This window comes from Spirosoma sp. SC4-14 (assembly GCF_037201965.1).
Classification (GTDB): Bacteria; Bacteroidota; Bacteroidia; order Cytophagales; family Spirosomataceae; genus Spirosoma.
This window is the reverse complement of record NZ_CP147518.1, coordinates 2915909-2941262: the sequence shown is the minus strand read 5'-3', so window position 1 is coordinate 2941262 and position 25354 is coordinate 2915909. Positions and strand designations below refer to the sequence as shown.

Genomic DNA, 25354 nt, shown 5'->3' with positions numbered 1-25354 from the left:
AACTCGCCTTAATTAGTAGAGCATTCTTAAAGTTTCCCTATCTTGCCCGGATCAATGGCCTGCTATCGGGTCCGTTGCTTCGTTATGTTTTTGAGAATACTTCTGATAGTCCTGCTAACGGTAGGATCTGCTGCATTTATGGTTCGCGCCGATGAGTCGGCAGTCATTCGCATCAACCTGTTAGGGTACCAGCCAGCGAGCCCCAAAACCGCCGTGTGGGGCAGCCTGACCGAAGGTAAAGCCCAGCGATTCCAGCTTGTCAATGCCGATAATGATCAGGTTGTTTTGCAACGCGAAGTTGGGCAGGGGTTTGGCGCTTATGGTCCCTTTAAACAGACGTACCGCCTTACTTTTAGCGGCTATCGGCAACCCGGTCGATATTACCTCCGAACCGACGACGGCACGCGCTCTCCAATTTTCAGGATCGATGAGCATGTATATGATGGTGCTGCCGATTTTTGCCTGCGCTATATGCGCCAGCAACGCAGCGGCTTCAATCCATTCCTGAAGGATTCCTGCCACACCCACGACGGCTATACCATGTATGGCCCCATGCCCGATAGCACACACATCGACGTATCGGGCGGATGGCACGACGCATCGGATTACCTTCAATATGTGACGACCTCGGCCAATGCAACCTATCACCTGCTGGCCGCTCTCCGCGATTTTCCCGACGCCTTTGGCGATCAGTATCAGACCAATGGCCTTGCGGGTGCCAATGGTCAACCCGATGTGCTCGACGAAGCCCACTGGGGTCTCGACTGGTTGCTGAAAATGCATCCAACCGACAACTGGCTTTTCAATCAGCTCGCCGACGACCGTGACCACGCCGGTTTGCGCTTACCCGGTGAAGATAACTTTTATGGCAAAGGTTACGAACGCCCGGTTTATTTCGCGACTGGTGAACCGCAGGGCCTGTTCAAATACAAAAATCGTGCAACGGGTGTAGCCTCAACCGCCGGAAAGGTCAGCAGTGCACTGTCGTTAGGCTATCAATTAATGCGGAGTCGCCCGGCAGACTATATTGATCGGCACTATGTTGACTTACTGCGCCAACGCTCCCGATCGGCTTATCAGTTGGGACTGGACAAACCCGGCAACTGCCAGACGGCACCGGGCCGGGCACCTTATTTTTATGAAGAAGACAACTACACCGACGACATGGAACTGGCATCGGTTGAGCAGATCAATATGATGGGCACACGAAGCCAGCAGGCCATTCTCTGGCGTAATACAGCGCTGAAATACGCCCGTCAGGAGCCCGTTACGCCCTGGATCGAAAACGATACGGCCCGTCATTATCAATGGTATCCGTTTGTGAATATCGGTCATGCTGCTCTTGCCAAACAACTGCCTGTCAGTCAGCGAAAACAGGTTACCGATTTTTATAAAAAAGGAATTGAAACGGTCTGGCAACGGGCCCGGCAAAATGCCTTTTACCGGGGCGTTCCGTTCATCTGGTGCAGCAACAACCTCACAACCTCCTTTGCGACCCAATGTCTTTGGTATCGCCAGCTCACTGGCGATCAGCAATATGCAGCCCTCGAACAGGCCAATTTCGACTGGTTGTTTGGCTGCAATCCGTGGGGAACCAGTTTTGTGTATGGGCTTCCGGCCAATGCCGATACGCCCACCGATCCGCATTCGGCCTTTACGCATCTGAAACAATACCCGATTGATGGGGGTCTGGTAGATGGCCCCGTCAGAGGGAGCATCTATAAAAACCTGATTGGGATTACGCTTCATGAGCCCGACGAATATGCCGCATTTCAGAGCGATGTAGCCGTTTATCACGACGATTTTGGCGATTATAGCACCAACGAACCCACAATGGATGGTACGGCGTCGCTGGTCTATCTGCTGGCCGCGAAACAAAGCGAAAAACGTCCGAAAACGTCTGTCACAAATCCAGCCGGTTCGTCATTACTACCGAGCGATACGAAATCGACCTATGTGAAAGGAGCAAAAATTCGGGGCGACACCAGCGTTCGCCAACTAGCGATCGTATTTACGGGCGATGAGTTTGCCGACGGCGGGAAAACAATTGCCAAAATTCTGCATCAGCATAAACTGAAAGCATCGTTTTTTCTGACAGGCCGCTTTCTGCGGAATCCTGCTTTCAGCCCAATCGTTCAGCAATTGCGTCGGGATGGGCATTACGTTGGCCCGCATTCTGACCAGCATTTGCTCTATTGCGACTGGAAAAACCGGGACAGTCTGCTGGTAACGAAAGCCCAGTTTACGGCCGATCTGAAAGCCAATTACCGGGCACTCGGGCGTTTTGGCATTCAACGCAGCAAGGCTTTGTTCTTTCTTCCGCCTTACGAATGGTACAACGACAGCATTGCGATCTGGACAAAAAAGGCCGGTCTGCGGCTCATCAATTACACGCCCGGCACCCTCAGCCATGCCGACTACACCACGCCCGATGCCCCTAACTACCGCAGCAGTGCCGACATACTACAGTCGATTCGGGCGTATGAACAACGCAATCCGTCAGGATTGAATGGGTTTATTCTACTCATGCACATTGGCACCGACCCCGCCCGCACCGACAAACTATACGATCATCTGGATGAACTGCTCACGGAACTGGAGCAGAAAACGTATCGAATCATACCGTTAAAGAACTTATAGCGCTCAGAAATTTACACTGTCCTGCAAATCATTATTCTGATTCTTCATTACCTACAGTACAAATGCCGAAAAGTGTGAAACTCAAGAAGCTATATTACCTAAAGACAGAGTTAGTTTTTAAAAACTAAGCCGAACTCCCGCCAGAACCATACGAGGCAGCAACGGAAACCTACCCACAGAATATGTAGCTGGTGAAATCGTTACTTGCTGATAGGTTGTCTGATTCTGTAGATTCATAATATCCAGTTTTAAGGAAAGTTTCGGGCTAAATACATAGCTGGCATTTGCCTTAAGAAATAAATAATTATTCTGCTGAATCCGATTCCCCTCAATGGTAGCGCCTAACTGGTATAACTTCTCCCGAAAAACCAATTGAACAGATCCATTCCAGATAGTAAACTGTTGCCGAAAAGTTTGGTTTTCCTGAGAAACTGATAACGCGGTATGCGTATACGTCAGTCCCATATCAACATTAAATGGAGAAGTGAATGCTGATATGTATTTTATCGTGGCGGTAGGCACAAAAGTATTGACCTTCCTCGATACTCCATTAATCTGTTGCAGGCCCTGATTAGATAGAGCATTAATCAATACTCGAATATTACCGGAAAGTGGATAAACCAATTTTTCGAGCGAGCCAATCCCCCCAACTGTATACACGTTGGGAGTATTTATGAGCCTAGCGAGTGTATAGTCAGACGTAAAACTCAGATCAGCCAGATTCCAGAAACTGGCTGAACGGGAGGCAAATAAGGACGTTAGCAGTGTCATCTTCCGATAGGCAATGTCGGAGAAGAGGTAGCTTAAACTAAGTTGATCTCTAACATCGAAAAGCAATCCTTTATTCCCTTGCTGGGCAGTCCGAAAATCAGTAATAATTGGTGCATGAATTAAATATGTATTGACGACAGGCATAGCTTGGTGGTCGTAACTCAACACAAGCTGGCTCAACCGGTTTATCTTATACGAAGTGGTCAGGTTAGCCTGCAATGGACTTCGGTTACCAGGCTCTTTATCCAATACGTTCCAAACTTGCCCAAGTTGCACGTATCCGCTTATTTCACACTTCGGCCAGATTAATTTACCCGATGTACGACTATAGATCGTTTGTCGATCCATGTGTAACGGCTGGTTCGTGAGACTACTGGAGGCATTTTGTTGCTGAATCAATGCATCAAACGCATTATGCTGAAAGCCAAGCTGCTGTTCAAACTTACGCGTTTTCGTCCCGTATAGCCACCGGACCTGTATAGCTGCTAACTGGTTGGTTTGACCAACTTGTTGCGTAAATGCCTGCTCGTTCGTTAGCGAATCACCAAAAACGGCCAACGCCAGGAAAGGGTTAAGCCGGGCAGCATATTGTTCGCTGAGATAAGTACGTGTAACCTGTCCCGAAACCACCAGTGCCTGATGGTCGTTTATTTTTCGTGTAAATTCAATAAAATGCCTATAATCGGTAAGTCGATTGGTAAACTGTTGCGGAAAACGATCAGCCTGAACGCCTGTTATAAACTGCGTTATCTGTTGTAAATCAATCGTCTTTTCGCCTACCACACCCCGATAAAGAAAGCTCGTTCGAGCCGACAAATCGTAGTTAATCTGTAGCTTGAGATGAACTAAAGAGGGTTGCTGCTGTAATGTATCGGCCTGTTGATAGGCTACGGGCGTATCGCTAATCAATTGATAGCCCTGCAATCGACCGGCCTGTACACGGTCACGAAGGAGCGACAGATTAGCCGTTATTTTTAACGCTTTCGTTGGGTTGACTGCTACGTTAAACGTTCCTACCTGCTCATGGTTCAGATTTTCTAAAGGCGAGTTCAGGTGACGGGGAAACGGTTGAGCCGTTTGAGTAAACGGTCTAATAAGTAGCTCCGTTGCCGGACGTTCGTCGGTTAGTACGGTGGCATTGGCATCGGTCAGGTCGAGCCGCCGAATGCCCGTGTTATTACCAGAAAGTACCGCAAATGCTTTTATCTTCTTACTATAAGAAAACAAATTACCCACCCCATTGTAGCGTTGGGGTCCGGCTACAGCATCGATCATGCCGAATAATAGTGACTTTCGGTCATCTTTAACGGCAAGGTTAAGTACAGTCTGATTACCCTGCTCAATTTTACGCAGGAGCTTATTTTCCGAAAAATTCTCAATAGCCTGCACTTCGTTCAAAACCGCCGGGTTGATGCTACGGGTCGCTAACTGGTAAGTATTACCAGCCAGATCATCACCGTCGATAAATACTTTATCAACCCGCTTATTTTTGAAGTAAATATCGCCATTATCATCGACCCGAATATTCGGCATTTTCTTCAATACCTCTTCCAGCGTTTGCTCAGAACCATTTCTGAACGCATCGACTTTATAGCGGGTCGAATCGCCTTTCTCCCGAACCGATACTTTCGCCGAGACTTGTACCTCATTGAGGATCAAGCTACCAGCCTCCATTTCCACTTTCATAGGCAAGTGAATATCCGCTGACAAAGGAACATTCACTTGCCTATAGCTAATATGCGACACTCTCAGAAAATACACTTGCCCGGCTTCGGGAGTAAACGTCAGATTGAATACACCATATGCATTGGTACGGGCAAATGCTACCACCAGGCTATCGGGCAAATGACAAACGGTGACATAGGCCGATTCAATGGGTTGCTGGGCCGCTAATGATACGACATGTCCATTTAGCGTCGTTTGGGCAAACGTGTAGTAGTACGGCTGCAATGTGGCAAACAGTAGCAGTACTATCAAACGCATAGGCTATTTACCATCAAGACATTCAGGGAAATTTATAATGGGTTTTGTGCCGGGTATCGCATCTGCCGAACTACTCAGGAATTTTAGCATTTTGTCTTGCTCAACAATCTCAATTTTCCGGTAAGCCTCGTACGTATAGACGGGATCGCCCATGTCTGGTGGTGCTATTTTGTATGTTTTGGTAGATACTGGATAATTAGCCACTATTAGCTTGTACGTTGCTTCGGCCCGTTCATTAGTAGCTTCCACTATCAAACCTGGTAAGCCACCTAATTTAGCAGGCCCGATACTTACGGGAATTTCGGTTGTAAACCAAACTGTATATTTGGCACATCGGAAAGTGGTAGTGGCTTTTTGGCAATCGTAGGCACCAATTCGTTTTTTTTCTGGCTCCAGTTTCCAGTCAAAAACTGGTATACTATCCTGAACAACACATCGTTTGCCATTCGAAAAAGCGGTTCGATTGACAAGTACTTTTGTTTTATAGTTCTGATAAATAATAAAATCCTTTCCATCGTCAGTCGGATCATGACGATCTAGCGTAATTCGGGTGTCTCCTTTTACAATTGTTTGCGGCTCTGAGGCCGATTGAGCCTTTTTAGCATATTGTATGTATACACTCGCTGTACCATTATAAAATAAGTCTTCAATCCCTGCATCTATTACTGTACCCATCAAAGACACATTTTTTTGGTAACTAAACACGGCCTGAGATTGCTCAGACTGGGCTAGTGCAGGTAACGAAATGAGTATATATAAACCGATTAAACAGAACTTATTCATGCAATTTCTTAATTTAAAGTATCTATTGTCAACATTCATCACCAATAGTAATAAATGTTGACAATAGATACACCTAATAAAAAAACACCTATTGTTCAGGACATTTAATCTGTGCACAAATCATCATCCCTATGAGAGGGTAAAAACTACAACGGAAGCAGACATCGTATAAGGCTTTTGGTGCTGCTTTAGTTATTTTAACATCAATCGGCTTTGCTACCATTTTAGTTGAACTTGTAGACACAATAATACCAGAATGTGCAACTGAATTAGCAGCAAACGATAGAGATGCAGTGAACAGCAAAGCGGCCGTAATTCCACCTTTGAGTAAAGTTTTCATTTAGGAATAAGATTAAAAATGATGATTAAGACCCAAAAACATCCGCGCTTAGTCGACATCGGCAGGTTGTTTTCTTGCCACCAAAATTATTTCTCCTTACTCTGTTTCAACAGAGTGCTAACACCTCAATTAATGAGGTGTTAGCACTTCAATTATTTACCCAACAAAGCAAAAAGAAAACTTCATGCAACCAAATATCCTATATTAGGGGGGGGGGAGAAATAGGATAAGTTGGATGAGAGTTTGCCTACAAGTAGCTCATAATATCGCTGTAAATACTCAGCATGTTTACGAGCGTATTTCGCCAGTTTGTGTCGGCCTTGTAAATCCAGTTTACAGGCAATTCGATACCGGTAATTCTGAACACTTTTTTCTGTTAAATTGAGCTGGTCAGCTATTTCCGCATTGTCCATATCACAGGCTATAAGGAGCAGAACCTCCCATTCACGGTAAGTTAACTCACGAACTTCGGGTGGTAATATTTTTTGATGAGATAAAGGGACTACTGCCTCCATAAGAAATTAGCGTATTAATTGAACTGGTGGTTCGATAGTAAACTATTACTCTTGTCTTTTGGTAAGATGAATTAGCTATACGAAGTATCTAAGTCCAAATGGTATCAACTAGTTGTTACCTGAACAAACACATTCAAAATTCATCATAATTACCAATAATTACTACAAATAAATATATACCCATAAACAAAATGATACTTATATCCATTAAAATGCGATTAAAGCCTGAATAGAACCGTGAAATAATTGCTTATCAGATATTTACTCGCAGCGAGCCATTCACCACTAAGGTGGCACAATGAGTTTGCTCAACTATCATCAGGTTATCCTTCTAATTCAAGTATAGGAAGAAAGATAGATAGTGCTAAAATCCTTGTAAGGTAGAACTGTAGAGGTAGGCTAGAAACCGTACACGCTCAGAAAAAGGCATAAAAAAAGCCCGGATGTTCGGACCATCCGGGCTAGCGAGTGAAACCATTCCGATAAATCGGGAAAGTTTTGCTCATGTTGACGAAGCAAAGGTACCGCTTCCCGCGTAAAAGAAAAACTTCCCAGCCAGAATTAATCCGAAAAATTCTTCTCTTAACAAAAAAGCCCGCTCCAGATTGGAGCGGGCTAAGCATTGGGTGTGACCGGGTTTGTCCGAAAAACCAGATCACTGGAGTTGAGAAATATCGGGCCAAATGGCCTTTACACCAGCTATCCGAAGCTTAGTGTTTGATGTCGACGCGGGTCGTGAATTGTTTTTGGCTAGGGCCAACGATGAAGGTGTAAGCACCATCGGGCAGAGCCGATAGATCGAACCGGCGAGCCGCACCCGAGAAGGTATCGGTTTGTACCAATACGTTCTGCGCATCGTAGATAGCAACATTTGCTTCTTCGACATTGTTAGCGGGCAGGCTTACTTCGAATTTATTTTTGTCGTAAGCCATTACTGTTGGTTGCAGCACTTGTTTCAGACCGTTTTTATCGAGCGTCAGTGAATTACCATTGATCGTGAACACCTGCGACATCCAGTAGGTATCGTTGCTGGCCGTCAGGAAATACTGACCGTCGGGTAGGTTGTTCAGGTTGAACGAGGTAGTGCCTTTCTGGTTTTTAGAAGCTACGCCCCGGTACAGCAGGTGCCCTTCGGCATCAATGATAGCGACATCGACCGGCTGCGCGGTTTGTGTATATAAACGTACTTTCTTTTGCTCGGACTTCTCAACATTCACCCCGCTTACGATTGAACCATTGTCGGCTTTGGCATCTCCCATGCCCGCCAGACCGCATACAGATACTAGTACGGCAATTGCTAAACGGAACTGTTTCATTGGATTTGAATTTTAATTTTTCCGTGACAAAGGTGGGTACAAAAGCATATCTAATGCAATAGTTTTTGACCCAAAAACTAGGTTTTATGCAAATATTCTTTATTTTATCCAATGCAATATAGGCAAATTAGGGCGATTATAAAAAAAGTACAACAAGTCCCTTATAAGTACTTATGATTTGTATTTTTTTAATAATTCTAAAAATTAGGACTATCCACATTCTAAAGTCTAATTTTCATACAGATTGTACAATTATGTCAGATTGACACATTTTATCGGATAGCTCATTTTGTGCTTTAACCTGCTAATCAACCTTGGTTACAGCAGGGCTTTTCATGAACATTTTCAAGCACGGAGTGCTGATATTACTATAGAACCAAAAGGCATATTCGCTAGAAAGAACCTTGAAGGGGTGAAAGGCTTCTCTATAATCTGGGTATGGTTGCAGGCATTAGAAACCTATATCAAAGCTGTTATAAGCTTTTTGAAGTAGATACTTGTTGTCTATAGAGGCACAGAGGACACAAACGGCGTCTAAATCTCTTTGTGTTCTCTGTGCCTCTGTAGACGATAAAAGACTTTAGCTATAAGTTTACCGGGCCAGGCCATCGCGACGGGCGCGGACCCGTATCCGCTCGGCCCGCGTACGGCTATCGGGGTGAGTCGACAGAATACTTGCTACTTTCCCACCCTGGCCACCACCACTTAATTTATCCAGTTTTTCGAACGCAGTAGCCAGCGCCATCACGTTGTAGCCGTTGCGTTTCAGGAAATCATAGCTATAATCGTCGGCTTCACTTTCCTGTTTCCGGCTAAAGGAAGCCCCTACCAGATAATCGGCAACATCGCCCAACTGCGAACGCGACAGTTTGCCCAGGGTTCCCGACTGAGAGGAAACCGCATCCCGAATGGCCGACCGTTGCAGGGCGCTTTTCATGGCATCACGCGAGTCGTGGTTGATGACGTGGCCAATTTCATGCCCCATAACGGCCAGTAATTCCTGGTCGGTCATGATGTCCATTAACCCCTTAAATACCCGAACGCTGCCATCGGCCGTAGCAAAGGCATTAACATCCTTCACTTTATATACTTTATAGTTGATGGGCAGGCCACTAACGGTATGATGTCGACTGACAATACGGTTCAGGCGTTGAGTGTATGGGTCATTGGCGGCTGCAACCGGGTTTTGGGCATCCATCTGCTTGACAGCCTCGCGCGTGTAGGCAACCACCTGAGCGTCGGTCAGCGTAGCCGCCTGAATAGCCTCGAGTCCTGCCTGTACAAGATCTGGATTAACACGGTTCTGCGCTACTGTAGCTAACGAAAACGCCAGCGCAATGCATCCAGTTAATACGATACGTTTCATACGTTGAGTTGCGAGCTAGTCTTATTATACACTACCTTCTATTATCCACTAAAACAACCTGCTCAATATGCTAGAGGTTTAACGGTTCATATCCACCGGTTCGCATAATGGAACGGAAAAAGTGATAAAATCGCGAACGACTGAGGCATGAAACTTATTGGATTGTTCGGTAAAAGCATTGTGGACGCGCCCCTCGGGCATCTGCGATACAATCGCGGACGAAACAACCCATTATAGCCCAAAGCCGCATAAACAGGCGAAAATCATCTCCCATTTATGCGGCTTTGTCGGCTTTCCCTTTTTAGTAGTCAGTGACTTTCATAAACACCCACGGCTTCGTCAACTTCCATTAGCCCATCGGCATTTATGGCCGTTAGCTGTACCGGAATCATTTCATTGATGCGAAGTGGATCGTATTTGGCTATTACCCGAACGTAGTTTTCGGTAAAGCCCTGCATCATACCATCGGCAATGTCTTCTTCAAACAATACCGTTGCATCTCGCCCAACCTGCGACTCGTAGAATGCCCGGCGTTTCTTATCCGACAGAATGTGCAGCATCTTCGACCGCTCGGCCCGAACATGGCCCGGAACAATTGGCTTAATGGCTAAGGCTGTTGTATTTGGCCGCTCGGAGTACGTAAAAACGTGCAGATACGACACTGGCAACTCGTTCAAAAACAGATAGGTTTCCTTAAAAGCTTCGTCGGTTTCGCCGGGGTGACCCACAATCACATCAACACCAATGCAGGCATGGGGCATCAGTTCCTTAATTTTCTGCACCCGGTCGGCATAGAGTTCGCGCCGGTAGCGTCGACGCATCAGCCCCAGCACCCGATTACTGCCCGACTGCAAGGGAACGTGAAAATGCGGCACAAACCGCTTCGATTGAGCCACAAAGGCGATAATTTCGTCGGTAAGCAGATTCGGTTCAATGCTGGAAATCCGGAATCGCTCAATGCCTTCTACTTCGTCGAGTACCCGTACAAGATCAAAAAACGTTTCCTGACGCTCTCCATCCACCAAGCCAAAATCACCAATATTTACACCCGTCAGCACAATTTCCTTAACGCCCCTGGCCGCTATTTCACGAGCAGCTTTCACTACATTGGCCATTGTATCGGAGCGACTTTTGCCCCGCGCCAGCGGAATAGTGCAATAGGCACACGGATAATCGCAGCCATCCTGCACTTTCAGGAAAGTACGCGTCCGATCATTGAGCGAATACGATGCGTGATAGTCGATGGCTTCTTCGATGGGCGAATTGAAGACCTGCGCTGGCTGCCCCGTCGGAACTTTTTCGAAGGTCGGCATCAGTTCGTGCAGACGGAATTTTTCGGCAGCACCCAGCACGGCATCTACGCCCGGAATGTTGGCAATTTCCTGGGGCTTTAGCTGGGCATAACATCCCAGAATAGCCACATACCCGTTGGGATTGATCTTCTGGGCTTCGCGAACAATTTTCCGGCATTTTTTGTCGGCATTGTCCGTTACGGAACAGGTGTTGATGATGAAAATGTCCGGCTGCTGATTGAACTCTACCCGTTCGTAACCCTGCTGCTCCATCAACCGAGCCAGCGTCGACGATTCCGAAAAATTCAGTTTACAACCGAGTGTATAAAAAGCGACTTTTTTCACGATACAGTAGTTTGGGGGAGAGGTTTATGGTTGCTCCGCCACAGAAGGGTGAATGCTGATAGGCGGAGCAACCATAAACCTCTCCCCCTTTTCTCGCAAAAATACAAAAAAACAACGGGGTGGGTTCCCCGCTGTCTTCTGAAAATCACTCGATTGCTAAACGCTGTGGTTCGCAATCGTCATGATCTTTGAGCGCAACGCCGGTGAGTTTCAGCCGAAAGGCCGACTCAATCAACCACATAAGCTTATTGACGGCCATCAGAGGGGGGAGGCCCTCATCACGAATATTGGAGATGCAATTTCGACGTTCGTCGGTTAGGCCCGGCTGAGGATCATAGGTAATGTAGGCTCCCATGCTATCGAACGAACTAAGCCCCGGTCGTTCACCAATCAGCATAATGGCCAGCCGGGGGCGCAAAATGCCACCAATGGCATCGGTGATGGCAACGCGCCCCTGCTCGACCAATACCAGCGGAGCCAGCGAATAACCAGCCTGATGAATGGCTTCAACCAAAAATTGCAGCACGGGCGGAGCATAGCTATTGACCGCACTAGCCGAAAGCCCATCGGCAACAATCAGGCTAATATCGGCGGGTGCCAGTGCCAGTGCCTGGAGCTGGCGAGTCGACTGGCCCGATAACAAACGGCCCAGGTCGGGGCGTTGCAGGTAAACATCACGGTTTTCGGCCCGGCTATGCACACAACATACGGGCACATCCAGCCGGTGCAACGACGCCTGCAAACCCATTGTATCGAGCGTTGAATACACCGCATCTTTTGCATGAGCGTGCGCCATTTTGAACCGAAGCGACTCCTTCAGAGGAATCGACACACCGGTCTTACCCAACGCGATCCGGGCACTGGTATAGGTCTTTAGCGAAGCCCAGTCATCGGGCTCAATGCCTGTTTTTTTTAGTTCGTCCATAGTTAATTGCGGGGAGCTTCGCGCGGGGAGCGCGCGGAAAACTCAGCCTGTGTTCTCCCAACCACCCCTGCAATCCGCGCTCTCCCCGCTTTTTTAGGCCGGTAGCAATGCCGCATACAACTCCTTTTGTACGTTTGTCGATAGTCGATTTCCGGTGGCATCCATGATCCCCTGCCGAAGCAACCATTCCTCAAATTCAGGAGCGGGACGAAGCCCAAGCACCCGGCGCAGGTAGAGCGCATCGTGAAACGAAGTCGACTGGTAGTTCAGCATAATATCGTCGGCTCCCGGAACGCCCATAATGAAGTTAATGCCCGCTACGCCCAGCAGCGTTAATAACGTATCCATATCGTCCTGATCGGCCTGCGCGTGGTTCGTATAGCAGATGTCCATCCCCATGGGCAAACCGAGCAGTTTTCCGCAGAAATGATCTTCGAGCCCCGCCCGAATAATCTGCTTTCCGTCGAAGAGGTACTCAGGCCCAATAAAGCCAACAACCGAATTTACCAGAAACGGCCTGTATTGCCGGGCTACGGCATAGGCCCGAACTTCGCAGGTTTGCTGGTCGACGTTATGGTGCGCCCCCGACGACAAGGCGCTCCCCTGACCGGTTTCGAAATACATGACATTGTTACCAATTGTCCCCCGCTTCAGTGACAGCCCGGCCTCGTAGGCTTGCTGCAAAATTGGCAGTGTTATGCCGAAACTGGCATTGGCTTTCTCGGTACCCGCAATCGACTGAAAAACCAGATCGACGGGCACTCCCTGCTCCATAAGCTGAAGCGTAGTTGTCACATGACTTAAGACACAACTCTGCGTTGGAATGGCAAATCGCTCCCGAATTCCGTCGATCATATACAACAGCCGGGACGTTGCAGCCGGGCTATCGGTGGCTGGATTGATGCCAATGGTTGCATCGCCACTACCATAGAGCAATCCATCGATAATACTGGCGGCAATGCCTCGCGTATCGTCGATTGGGTGATTGGGCTGCAACCGAACCGACAGATGCCCCTGCAAACCGACTGTGTTTCGGAACCGGGTAACAACCTCACATTTTTTTGCCACCAGAATCAGATCCTGATTGCGCATCAGTTTAGAAACGGCGGCCACCATCTCGGGGGTCAGGCCCCAGGCCAGTTGCTGGAGGGCAGTGGTATCGGCTTCGTCGCTCAGGAGCCAGTCGCGCAGGTCGCCAACAGTAAAGTGGCCAATCCCTGAAAATGCGGCTTTATTGTGCGTGTCGATGATGAGTCGCGTTACATCATCGGATTCATACGGAATCACAGCTTCATTCAGAAACGTTACCAACGGCACATCGGCCAGCGCCATTTGTGCCGCTACCCGTTCTTCATAACTTTCGGCCGCCAGCCCCGCCAGCACATCGCCCGATCGAAGCGGACTTGCCTTAGCCAGCAGTTCCTTCAGATCGCCAAACCGATATGTGAAATTACCAACGGTGCATTGATAAGCCATTTTCCTCCGTTTTTAGGTCTGTTCTTTCAGTCACTAATCAGATGTACCATTAACAGATAATCCTGCCAGCCAGTCTTCTTTGCTTTTCCGATATCGTCCCGACACGAAGAAAACGACCGTAATAAGGAGCAGTCCACCAAAAAAAAACAGACTAAGCCAGCAATAAAAGTAAAGCATAGCGGCCAGCGCCAGCAGTGCCAGTAAAAGGGCAACAGCCGGAAACACTGGGTAAAACGGTGCTTTGAACGGTCGAGCCATGGCGGGCTCGGTTTGCCGCAACTTAAACAGTGCCAGCATACTAACGACATAAACTACAACCGCGCCAATCGTCGAAAGAATCACCAGTTTACTGGTATCGAGCAGCACCAGGGCCAGCATTCCCAGCGCCCCACCAACCACCAAAGCCAGGTACGGCACCTGCCTGCGAGGACTTACCTTAGCCAACAAGCCGGGCAGGTAATTACTACGGGACAAGGCAAAAATCTGCCGCGAATAGCTTATGATAATGCCATGAAACGACGCGATCAATCCGAACAGACCAACGCTGGCAAACAACCTGGTCAATGGATTGTCGCGCCCCAGCACGAGCGCAATCGACTCTGGTAGCGGATAATCCAGGTGATCCAACTGCTCCCATTCGGCAATACCACCCACACAAATCATAACTGCCAAAGCCAGAATCGTCAGCGTAAGTAGTGCCGAGATATACCCGTTGGCAATGGCATTTTTTTCGTTTTTCACCTCCTCGGCAACCATAGCTACCCCTTCGAGACAGACATACAGCCAGATTGCAAACGGCAATGCCGCAAAAACACCCGGCCAGCCAAAGGGCATTGGATTATGCAGAAAATTATCCAGTTTGAAATGCGGAGACACAACGCCGATAAACAAAAGCAGCTCCACAATAGCCAGCAACGTCATGATCAGCGAAAACCAGGCAGCCTCCTGAACTCCCAGGAGATTAATCAGTGTAAAAACAACGTAAGAACCCATTGCTGCCGTTATGACCGGAACCGCCGGATAAAGAAAATGGAGGTAACTGCCAAGAGCCAGCGCAATAGCCGGAGCCGCAAACAGAAATTCAATCAACGTTGCATAACCAGCAATAAGCGCGCCCATAGGGCCAAAAGCTTTCAGTGCATACGCAAACGGTCCTCCCGCATTCGGGATAGAGGTAGTCAGCTCGGTAAAACTAAAAATGAAAGTGAAGTAGAGCAGCGTGATCACCAGCGTTGCAATCAGCAGTCCGATGGTGCCGGCAACGGCCCATCCATAATTCCATCCGAAGTATTCGCCCGAAATAACCAACCCAACCCCAATAGCCCATAAATGAATGGGTTTCAATGCTTTTTTTAATTCAGGTTGCTGGTCGGTCATCGTATAGTTGGGAGAGTAATCGTAATTAATGAACCCGTTTAAACTGTTATTTCAATATTTTTTTGTCGTCTCGATAAACGAGGAATGACAAAAAAACCAATTAGGACTCACTTATAGAAAAGCCCAATAGGTTCAATATTAAAGAATGTATCACTCAAAAAACCAATAGAAAATTCTGCAATTGCTTAGATTCTACAAATAAACCATCCAATTCGCAAAGGTAAAACTATTCTATATTCCAATAGGGCACTGTAGGCTGATTATCAGCCTATCCACAAACAGATTTTTCAGAACGGGCAAACCAACGTTACCATTGAAGATGTTAAACTTTTCTTAATGCATATTTTTTGTCATCCCGAGAAACGAGAGATCTTCGGGTAAACTTATTAACTAGTCAGTCGGCAAAGATGCCTCGTTCCTCGGGATGACAAAGTATCTCGGAATGGCCAAAAATCATAGGAGCGATACTTACACGTTATCGACGCGCCCCATGAGTGGATCGCTGTAGCTCGGCTTGCCCGTTTCGACCCGGCCCGCATACTGTTGCAGGAATGACTCAAACCCGGCTACTTTCACACTGAAATCATACCAGTTGTGGCTGTTTTTCAGATTTAGAACAATGGTCTGCTGAGCCCCTTTCGTTCCGGCTTTATCCAGCATACGCTGTTCGCCTTTGGCATGGTATGCGTTGTCGATCAGTTGAATGGGATAGGTCCGGGCGGCATCGTTGTTTTTCAGCCGCACGAATACATTGCCGGTAAATTTCTTCTTTGCGTCCCGTTCGTATTCGCACATAATTTCGACGGGTGGATTTCCGGCACCACCTTTAAACTCCCGGAAGAACCCATTTGGTCCGTATAACCGCAAGTGATAAGGCCCATCGGCCGCCCACGAATCGCTAAGCTGATCGCCCGGCAAGAGCGCATATGACCGCACCGCAACATCACCATTCTGAATCTGATACACCTGAAAAGGAGCACCAGTAGCCTGTTTGCCGAAGGCATCCGTGCGGGCAGCCATTGTAAGCACGAAACGGTTACCCGCGGTACGCCCATCGGCATATAGCTCATAGGGCAGGGCATTGGCCGGGCGGATTCCTTTCTCCTGCCGGGGCATATGGTCCGAAGCCGTCGGATCGAGATTTATCTGCCGAATTTCGTCGGCACTAAACGCCTTATAGCCCGTAGGCACCGGCTTGAACTGGGCCTTGTGGATGCTTTCGATAAACGGCTTTTTAGCAACGAAGGGGGGCAGAGCGATTTTCTCGCCCTGATACGGCCGGAATGCCGATGTCAGGTCGCCACAAACAGCCCGACGCCAGGAGCTGATATTCGACTCCTCGATCTTTTTACCGGTTTTATGGCTCAGAAACTTTTCCAGAAACTGGAGTGTCGATGTGTGGTCGAACACTTCCGAACAAACGTAGCCTCCCCGGCTCCAGGGCGATGCAATGACGAGTGGCACCCGAAACCCTAAGCCAATGGGTCCGGTGCGGCCTTTGCCCGGGCGTTTGTTTTCCTGCTCCTGCGTCACAAATTCCAGACGCGTATCGATGCCTTTACTGGTCTGTCCGCTCGTCGGCTGGTCGGGATGCGATGGGACGAAAGGCGGAATATGGTCGAAATAGCCGTCGTTCTCATCATAAGCCAGAATAAAGATGGTTTTCTTCCAGACATCGGGGTTCTGGGTCAGGATGTCCATCACTTCCGACAGATACCAGGCTCCGTACCAGGGGGCGCCGGGGTGATCGGAGAAATTTTCGGGGGCTATAAGCCACGATACCGTTGGCAGCTTGCGGTCTTTAACATCCTGCCGAAACTGGTGCAGCACATCGCCTTTGGGAACCTTCATTTCGCGTTTGGTATCACCATCCTGATAGGTCAGCGTGGTTAGAGAGCGATAGTCGGGATCGTTTACATTAGACGTAAAGGCTTTTTCGCAGAGATTTTTCTCCTGCTGTGAGAGTTGGCTGAATTTCTCGGGCGTGTAGGTCACCAGATCGTTCCGAATCTCCTCCAGCCAGCGCTGCTGATTGCTCAACTCCCGTTTGGTTCGGGCGTAGTCTTTGTCGCTTTCCGACATCGTTTTCAGCTTTGCCTCCAGCGCCTGAATCCGGCCGGGCACCTTGTCTACATCCTGCTTGATGAACGAATAGTAGGCCGGATGAAAACGCACCCGATACTGCGAAAACCACTCGATGGGGTTGTCGGTAAAGTTACCCAGCCAGTCATCTTCTTCGCCTTCCAGCCCAGTCGACAGGCTGATTTCATTCTGATAAATTCGCCAGGAAATTCCCTGTTGTTCCAGTCGTTCGGGAAATGTTGTCCAGTCTACCTCGGCGTCATAATCAACATTTTCGTTGCGGACGTTCGCTATGGCATTCGGATTGCGGGGGTCACGAATCGTACCAGTCCAGAAATACAGCCGGTTAGGTGTTGTGCCGGTCAGCGACGAACAGAAATTCTGATCACAAACCGTGAAGGCATCGGCCAGTGCGTAATAAAAGGGCAGATCCTCGCGGTTGTAGTATCCCATTGTCAGGGGCATATGCGCATAGGCTTTATTGCCCGACTTTTTGGCCTCCAGCCACCCATCGTTGCGCCCCTCGTTGCGGGCATCGACCTGATTTTCCCAGGAGTGCGGCAACGAGCTCATCCAGGTGGCTTTGGTATCCTTAATATTCAGTCGAAATGGCGCATAGGTTTCTCTGGCTGCATTGGTCTGCAACCAAACTTTGTTTTTATTGGGCAACTCAATCGCGCGTGGGTCGTTGAAGCCCCGAACGCCCTGGAGCGTTCCGTACGTGTGATCGAACGAGCGGTTTTCCTGCATCAGAATTACCACGTGTTCGGCATCCAGATAGGTAGTTCCGGGCTGCGGATCAATGGCAAATGCTTTCTGAATTGATTCGGGAAGTACACCCGGTATGCTGGCGGATAAAAGGGCGGCTTTTTTAAGAAATTCTCTTCTGGAATCCATAACGTACTGTGGGTTTGCCGGTATTGGGTATTCAGTTCTGGTTTACGGTTGCGAAGCATTCGTAGGATATGTACTAACAGGCGAAGCAACCCTAAACCCAATATCGATTCTTACCTTTTATACTCTATTTACCCGCTATCGGGCCTCTATTCGGTAATAAAACAAAAGCCGGAGTAATTCTAATCCTCAAAAATAGAGAAAGCGGCTGTTCGGATGGCCGCTTTCTCTATTACCAATACATTACTTTAAAATCCACATCAGTTCATTGGTGTTATCATTGCCATTGAACTGAGAGGTAAGGGCCTGCTTAACGTTCTCGCCATTATAGTCCAGTTCGCTCTGCGGATACAACCAACGGACGGGTAGTTTGTCGCCCGGCACATTTACGTTCGAAGCTGGATTAACCGGAAACGCAGGGTAACCTGTCCGGCGATTTTCGAAAAAGGCGTTGTAAGGTGCCTGTAAGAACGTGCTCAGAAACTGCTGAGTTATAATCTGAGCAATCTGCTGGTCGGCGCTTCCGGCGAGTTTTACCTTATCGGAGGTAACATAACTCTCGATGTAAGCGTCTGTAATGGGCATATTGTGATGATAAGCGGCATCGTTTGGCGTATTGTCCATCACAAATTTCATGGCCGCCCGGATCCCGTCTTGATAGTATGTATCGGCTGTTGTGCCCGCAATCCAGCCGCGAACGGTTGCTTCGGCCAGCATAAATTTCAACTGGGCATAACTCAGCAAATAAACAGGCTCACCAGCAGCTAATTCCATGTAACGGCTGTTTATGTTGGAATAATCTTTCGTTGCGTAGATTTTGCTAACATCGGCATACACCATCGACGGATCGGTGCCGATATAGGCCGACGGGTCGTTTACGGCTTTTCCCTGACTGATCTGAATCGCCGATGGATTAGCGTAATAATACAGCCGCCGGTCGTCGAGTGCTTTCAGTTTATCGGTCAATACGCTGGATACCATCGTGTAAATGATAGATGGGTTACCCAGCTTATAGAACGGATACCGTTGCCCGGCCTTGTCGGAATAAACCAGTTGAAAATTGTCGGCATTACCCGCAAAAATCGGGCGGCTGCTAACGATTTCCTTAAATCGATCGGTAACTTTGAGATCGGTATCGGCCGTTTTTTTATAGAGGTTTAACAGAACCTGTAATTCAAAGGTATTCACCAGTTTCCGCCATTTTGCCGGATCACCACCATATACCGGATCGCCGTCAAATTTAATACCGCCCGCAAACAGTTTATCGGCTTCGTCGAGTTCGCTCAAAATACCCTGAAAAACCTGCTTTTGCGTGTCATAGGCGGGCGCAATACCACCCGTTTCGCCTTGCAGGGCCTTACTGTAGGGAATATCACCGACGCGCATGGTCAGGTTATAGAACTTCCAGGCCCGTACAAAATGCCCCAGTGCTCTATACGAATCGTTGGCCGTACTTCCCGCAGCATAAGCCAGCATTTTTTCAACATTGGTCAACACCGGAATCACGTCGAAACTAGTACGGCCAAGATCGTTATACTGCTGTGGTTCGGCAAATTCGGTATACAGAATGGTTTTGCCGAGCATAAACGGCTGCATAAAGGTCTTTTGAGAACTGATCGTTTCATCGGTGATGTTCAGAATCAGCTTGGTCGCCAGCATGGGTGCCGTTGCATTTACGGCTGCGTCGGGGTTCGAGTTGATCGCTTCGAAGTGCGAACACCCCGCCGACGACAACAGTACCAGACCGGCAAGTATATAGTGTTTAAAAGTCGTTTTCATCCAATTAATCGATTTATGTCACTGGGTATTAGTCATTGGGCAGTCGTTTTGTCAATGACTAATACCCAGTCAACCAATGACTGATTACTTAAAATGTTAGCTGAAGATTGGCCCCTACGTAGCGAACCGAAGGCGAGGTAAGCTGCGTATCATCGGCTTTGTCGGGATCGGCAAAGCGGAAAGCTTTGGTCCACATCCATACATTTTGTCCCGTTAGCGAAATACTGGCCGACCGCGCGCCAATGCGGCTCGCAATAGCACTCGGCAGCGTATAGCCAATCGATACTTCCCGAAGTTTCAGGAAGGTAGCATTGGTAACGCCCCGCGTTCCGTCGCCATAGGTCCGGGCATAACTCTGATACGAGACCTTTGTATCGTTGGGCGCAAACTCCCGCGTATCGTTCGTAATCTGGCCGTAGTTATCGTAGGTAACCGTACCGCCCGTCACTTTCACCCCCTGACCAACAAACGATTTGTTGCCGTTCACAACTTCATCGTACCGCCACTGGTTGTCGCTGTCGGGATGCGAGCCCGTATCCCACATTTTGTAGGCACTGTAGTTGTTAAGATAGCCCCCAACCCGGCCGTCGAAACGAAGCCCCATCTGGAAGTTTTTGTAACGGAATGTATTGGCTAAACCAACAATGTAATTTGGATCGGTAAAACCATACAGGTAGTTGTAGTTGCTGGCCAGTGGCAATCCATTTGCCTGATGCACAACATTTCCTGCCGGATCGGTTACCCAGGTTTTACCCGTATAGGTATCAACCCGACCCCCAACTTTGGTCCAGAGGTTGTTGGCTGAATACACCGGATCGAGGTCTTTGAAATAACGGTGCGTGAAGGAATAGTTGGCCACGGCATCCCACTGGAAGTTACCGTTTTTGACCACAGTAGCATCCAGCGTTATTTCCATTCCCCGACGAACATAGCTCTCTTTCGTATTGATCAGCGTAGACGTAAAGCCCGAAGAAGGAGAAATGGTAGCCGACCGCTGAATGTTGTAGTTGTACTTGTTGAAATACGCAATATCGAGTTTCAGGCGCTTGCCCCAAAAGTAGGCCGATGTACCAATTTCCCAGGTACGGTTGGTTTCGGGTTTAACGTTGCTGGTTCGGATAGTTGTGGGGTAGGTAGCCGAATTCCAATTGTCCCAGTCGGCTGTAGTTGTCGAATAGGTCTGGTTGGTAGCGTATACACCCAAATCGGTTTTGGAAAGCGTCCATGATCCGCGCAGTTTCCAGAAATCGAGCCACGACGGCATTTTCAGAAATTCACTCATCACCACACTTCCTCCTACCGACGGATAGAAGTAAGACCGCGAACTAACCGGCATCGTCGAACTCCAGTCGTTTCGGCCCGTTACGTCGAGAAAAAGGCTATTTAGGTATGCCAGTGTCAGTTTACCATACAGACTGTTTACCTGTTTTTTGCCGTAGGGTGTTCCATCAGTAATGGTAAAAAGCGACGACTGCGTACTAGGGCTTGGGTTAACAATTACGTCGGGTCGTTCGACGGAGTTATTAAGCGAGTAATAACCTGGCACAACAATACCTCCGCGCGTGGCACTATAGAGTTCTCTATTGTTATAGGTAAAAATGGTACCTCCCACCAATGCATCAATATCCAGCTTCCCCACCTGCTTGTTGTAAGTTAGTAAAGCGTCACCATTGAAGCTGTATCCATTACGCTGATCAATGGAGTAGAGGCCATTGGCTACCCAGCCCCGTGTCGATAAGATATTGGGCGGATTCCGTCGCGTTTCGTTGTTAAAAAACATGTCCAGACCAGGCCGAACAATCACTTTAGCGCCGGGAAACGGGGTATAGGTAGCTGTTAAGTTTGTATTGATCTTGTTTTGTTCAATACCGTTCAATTTTTCATAGGCCATTAGGTAAGGATTATCGTACCAGGCCTTATAATGCCAGTTCTGCTGCTCATTCGGAATCAACCAATAGTTGTCCTTGTATAAGCTCAGATCATATTCAGGGCCCATCCAGACCAGAATATTATAAATGTATCCCTGCGCCGTATAGCCACTTCCAAAAATCTGCGGAGCTGTTTTTCGGTTAAAACCGGCCTGACTCGACAGGGTAAATTTATCGCCCACTTTCATTTCGCCCGAAACAGAAAAATTCAGCGCGTTTGATTTAAGGTTAGGATATTGCCCTTTATTGTAAATATGGTTCAGCGACACCCGGAAGCTACCATTTTCGCCACTTTGCGATACGCTGATGTTGTTGTTGGTAATTCCTCCCGGCACCAGAAAATCGCGAAAGTTATTTTTGCCGCGCGATGTCAGCTCCATATCCTCCTTCTGCTTCGTAATTGGGTTCCACTGCATGGCCCGCTGACCAATATCCAGTTTAGCTCCCCAGACATAATCGGTTGGGTCATAGACACCCCCCAGACCAGCACTGTAGGAATGCTGTACTTCAGGAAGCATCAGAAAGCCTGCGTTTGCCATATTGTTGCTGTTGATCGTAACAGTGAGCCCTTTAGTGCCCGATCCCCGCTTCGTGGTTACGATAATGGCTCCACTTCCCCCACGCGACCCATAGAGAGCAGCCGCTGTTGGCCCTTTCAATACATCAATACTCTCAATATCGTCCTGTGGAATGTTGCCGATATTCATATTGCCGTACGGAACACCGTCAATCACCAGCAGCGGTGTTTCGCCCCGTAGTGAAAGCGTTGGGGCTTCATTAAACTCCGTACTGTTTTTAACCCAAAGCCCGGCAACACGTCCCGTCAGCGAGGTAGCCGCATTAACCCCTTTCACGGTTTGCAGGGTATTTCCGGATACTTTCTGAACGGCATAGCCTAAAGCCCGCTCTTCACGCTTAACACCCAGCGCCGTTACAACAACCTCGTCGAGCTGTTTCTGGTCGTCGGCCATGGTCACGTTAATTTCAGTACGGTTGCCAACCGTTTCCTCTTTATTGACATAGCCGATGAACGAGAAGACCAGCACATCGTTGGGGCCCGATACAACAATGCGGTATTTACCCTGCGCATCGGTAGTAGCGCCACGCGTAGTGCCTTTGAGCGTCACGTTCACCCCCGGTAGCGGTGTGTTGGTTTTCGTATCATTGACTACCCCACTAACTGTTATGTCGGCCACAGGTAGTGTACTGGACGCAATGGAAGTAGCACGTCGTGCATACGATGAAGAAAAAGACAGGCAGAGTGCTACTACAAATAAGGAATGAATGCCGAACCTTCTGGCAAATGCGCAAAAGGCTAAACATACGTGTACAGGATGTGCCATAAGTCTGGACATGTAGGTTAGTGAACAAGAATGGACTGGGAAAATCAATCAAACCAGGGCAGGCCCGATTGAAGCAAGCGAATAGATACCGTTAAAAACGGATCAAGAATGAGGGCCGATTTTTGTAAAACAACGGCAAAGAGCAACGTAAAGAATTAGTCATACGATGAGAAAGAGGAGGTTAGAATGCAAAAATCGAATTAAAATCAGATTAAACACAACCTTACTACGCTGGTTACACCCAATCAGACTATGGTTGATTGCTCAATTATGTTTGTGCAAACGTTTGTCTTGCCCTGCGCAAACGTTTGCACAAGTCAGTATTAATTTTAAAAGAATTTTGTATTAAATATTTTACATTCTTAAAATTATATTTCAATAAATACTTTCATATTGATATTTCACAAAATTTTCCATAAAATTCACAGCTTACAAAAAAGCCCCTATATCCGCTAAATGCCTTTGCGCCCGAACAACCTGTACGGTATTGCATTAAGGGCATTCATGGATAGACGTGCGTTCGATAATAAACTGTGATTGTTGCTGGTGCGACGCCTTTAGCAAGTGTAGTAAGCAAGTGTATTGAGTGATAAGGGTGTACCCCACCACTCAGGACAAGCAGGGCTCAGCCTGTTTATAAAGCACATTTGTCTGGCACCCGAGTTGCCAGATTGAGTAAAACGCATCCATTTACGCTACCTATATGACGTAGTATTCACATACTATTCTATATAATTTTCCGATACGCTTCTACGTGAAAAGTCCGAAAATCTGCTTTTTGCCAGCGTAAAGCCCTAATTTTTAATGCGCTAAAGCCCATAAACGGTACTTTATTGAAATATTATCCATTTTTTCAATCTGCGTAGATTTTCTTGAAAAATATGGCCAATTACTGTACCAAACGAATTTTAATTATAATATTTCCATAAAATCCGAAAGAAATACGGTTTAGAGGGGGGTAGGCATTAATAATTTATTGTTACGTCGTCCTATATTTGCCGAAAGTATTGTAACAAAACCCGTATCTCAATACAATCCACCTGTATATCATGGCAAAGTCGAAGTTAGAGTACATTTGGCTCGATGGCTACAAGCCCACCCAAAGCTTGCGTTCCAAAACTAAAATTGAAGGTGATTTTTCGGGTAAGCTCGAAGATTGCCCAATGTGGTCGTTTGACGGTTCGTCAACCGAACAGGCTCCCGGCGGTTCGTCAGACTGCTTGCTGAAGCCGGTTTACATCATTACCGACCCACAGCGTAAAGACGGTTACCTCGTTATGTGCGAAGTACTGAACTCTGATGGAACTCCACACGAGTCGAATGGTCGGGCTACGATTGAAGACGACGACAACGATTTCTGGTTTGGCTTTGAGCAGGAATACTTCCTGTGGAGCCCTGTTACAAACAAACCACTGGGTTTCCCGGCAGAAGGCGATCCAGCTCCTCAAGGCCCATACTACTGCTCAGTTGGGGCAAACAACGCATTTGGCCGTTACATCATCGAAGAACACCTTGATGTATGTCTGGAAGCTGGTCTGAACGTTGAAGGTATCAACGCTGAGGTTGCCCCTGGGCAGTGGGAATTCCAGATTTTTGCCAAAGGTGCCAAAGAAGCTGGCGACCAGATCTGGCTTGCCCGTTATCTGCTGGAGCGTATTGGCGAAAAATATAATGTTGCTATCAACTGGCATTGTAAACCGCTGGGTACCGATGCCGACTGGAACGGCTCGGGCATGCATGCCAACTTCTCAAACACAACGCTGCGTACGGCCGGGAGCCAGGAGATTTATGCCAAAATCTGCGATGCCTTCGCTCCTGTTGTTAAAGAACACATTGCTGTTTACGGTGCCGACAACCACCTGCGCCTGACCGGTAAGCACGAAACCCAGTCGATCGATCAGTTCTCCTACGGTATTTCGGACCGTGGTGCTTCGATCCGTATCCCTATCGCTACGGTAGAACGCGGCTGGAAAGGCTGGCTCGAAGATCGTCGGCCAAACTCGGCGGCTGATCCTTACAAAGTTGCAGCCCGTATTATCAAGACCGTTAAGTCGGCCGATTTAGTAGAAGCCTAGGCTTATTCTATATAATGCCAGAAGCCACCCCAGTTTGGGGTGGCTTTTTTGTTATTCCCGAGGCTCTTTCGTTCGATTCGCCAGGTCAAACGACGATGACCGTGTCGCACTAATTTTCAGATTA

General features: G+C 47.9%; 15 protein-coding genes. 2 read left to right on the top strand and 13 right to left on the bottom strand.

Annotation, left to right across the window (positions count from 1 at the left end; translation table 11 throughout):
- The first annotated feature begins 84 nt into the window (after window positions 1–84).
- Window positions 85–2640, top strand: a complete 2556-nt coding sequence (locus WBJ53_RS11825) for a glycoside hydrolase family 9 protein (protein ID WP_338876326.1) — start codon at window positions 85–87, stop codon at window positions 2638–2640.
- Window positions 2641–2757: 117 nt separating this feature from the next.
- Here WBJ53_RS11825 and WBJ53_RS11820 read toward each other — a convergent pair whose 3' ends face one another.
- The 13 genes from WBJ53_RS11820 to WBJ53_RS11760 form a co-directional block, all read right to left on the bottom strand.
- On the bottom strand, window positions 2758–5394 hold the full coding sequence (locus tag WBJ53_RS11820; RefSeq protein WP_338876325.1) for a hypothetical protein: 2637 nt from the start codon (window positions 5392–5394) through the stop codon (window positions 2758–2760).
- 3 nt (window positions 5395–5397) lie between these two features.
- Window positions 5398–6177, bottom strand: a complete 780-nt coding sequence (locus tag WBJ53_RS11815; protein WP_338876324.1) for a GLPGLI family protein — start codon at window positions 6175–6177, stop codon at window positions 5398–5400.
- Between the two features lie 88 nt (window positions 6178–6265).
- Complete coding sequence (locus WBJ53_RS11810; protein WP_338876323.1) at window positions 6266–6517, bottom strand: hypothetical protein; 252 nt, start codon at window positions 6515–6517, stop codon at window positions 6266–6268.
- Window positions 6518–6699: 182 nt separating this feature from the next.
- Window positions 6700–7032 carry a LuxR C-terminal-related transcriptional regulator gene (locus WBJ53_RS11805; protein ID WP_338876322.1) on the bottom strand — a complete coding sequence of 111 codons (333 nt, stop codon included), beginning with the start codon at window positions 7030–7032 and terminating at the stop codon, window positions 6700–6702.
- A gap of 710 nt (window positions 7033–7742) precedes the next feature.
- A complete protein-coding gene (locus WBJ53_RS11800) occupies window positions 7743–8348 on the bottom strand; it encodes a T9SS type A sorting domain-containing protein (protein WP_338876321.1) in 606 nt (201 codons plus the stop codon).
- Between the two features lie 592 nt (window positions 8349–8940).
- The gene (locus WBJ53_RS11795) at window positions 8941–9714 is read right to left on the bottom strand and encodes a M48 family metallopeptidase (protein ID WP_338876320.1); all 774 of its coding nucleotides are present in this window, start codon (window positions 9712–9714) and stop codon (window positions 8941–8943) included.
- 308 nt (window positions 9715–10022) lie between these two features.
- A complete protein-coding gene (gene mtaB, locus WBJ53_RS11790; protein ID WP_338876319.1) occupies window positions 10023–11351 on the bottom strand; it encodes a tRNA (N(6)-L-threonylcarbamoyladenosine(37)-C(2))-methylthiotransferase MtaB in 1329 nt (442 codons plus the stop codon).
- A 145-nt stretch (window positions 11352–11496) separates the two neighbouring features.
- Window positions 11497–12276, bottom strand: coding sequence for an ethanolamine ammonia-lyase subunit EutC (eutC, locus tag WBJ53_RS11785; RefSeq protein WP_338876318.1), 780 nt, complete (start codon window positions 12274–12276; stop codon window positions 11497–11499).
- A gap of 93 nt (window positions 12277–12369) precedes the next feature.
- Window positions 12370–13752, bottom strand: a complete 1383-nt coding sequence (locus WBJ53_RS11780; RefSeq protein WP_338876317.1) for an ethanolamine ammonia-lyase subunit EutB — start codon at window positions 13750–13752, stop codon at window positions 12370–12372.
- Between the two features lie 33 nt (window positions 13753–13785).
- Window positions 13786–15129: an ethanolamine permease gene (eat, locus tag WBJ53_RS11775; protein ID WP_338876316.1), complete on the bottom strand. Its 1344-nt coding sequence runs from the start codon at window positions 15127–15129 to the stop codon at window positions 13786–13788.
- 468 nt (window positions 15130–15597) lie between these two features.
- Entirely contained in the window at window positions 15598–18108 is a 2511-nt protein-coding gene (locus WBJ53_RS11770; RefSeq protein WP_338876315.1) for a phospholipase C, phosphocholine-specific, read from the bottom strand.
- A gap of 240 nt (window positions 18109–18348) precedes the next feature.
- On the bottom strand, window positions 18349–19884 hold the full coding sequence (locus WBJ53_RS11765) for a SusD/RagB family nutrient-binding outer membrane lipoprotein (RefSeq protein WP_338876314.1): 1536 nt from the start codon (window positions 19882–19884) through the stop codon (window positions 18349–18351).
- An 88-nt stretch (window positions 19885–19972) separates the two neighbouring features.
- Complete coding sequence (locus tag WBJ53_RS11760) at window positions 19973–23008, bottom strand: SusC/RagA family TonB-linked outer membrane protein (RefSeq protein ID WP_338876313.1); 3036 nt, start codon at window positions 23006–23008, stop codon at window positions 19973–19975.
- Between the two features lie 1196 nt (window positions 23009–24204).
- Between WBJ53_RS11760 and WBJ53_RS11755 the strand changes: the two genes are divergently transcribed.
- Entirely contained in the window at window positions 24205–25230 is a 1026-nt protein-coding gene (locus WBJ53_RS11755; protein ID WP_338876312.1) for a glutamine synthetase beta-grasp domain-containing protein, read from the top strand.
- Window positions 25231–25354: the final 124 nt, after the last annotated feature.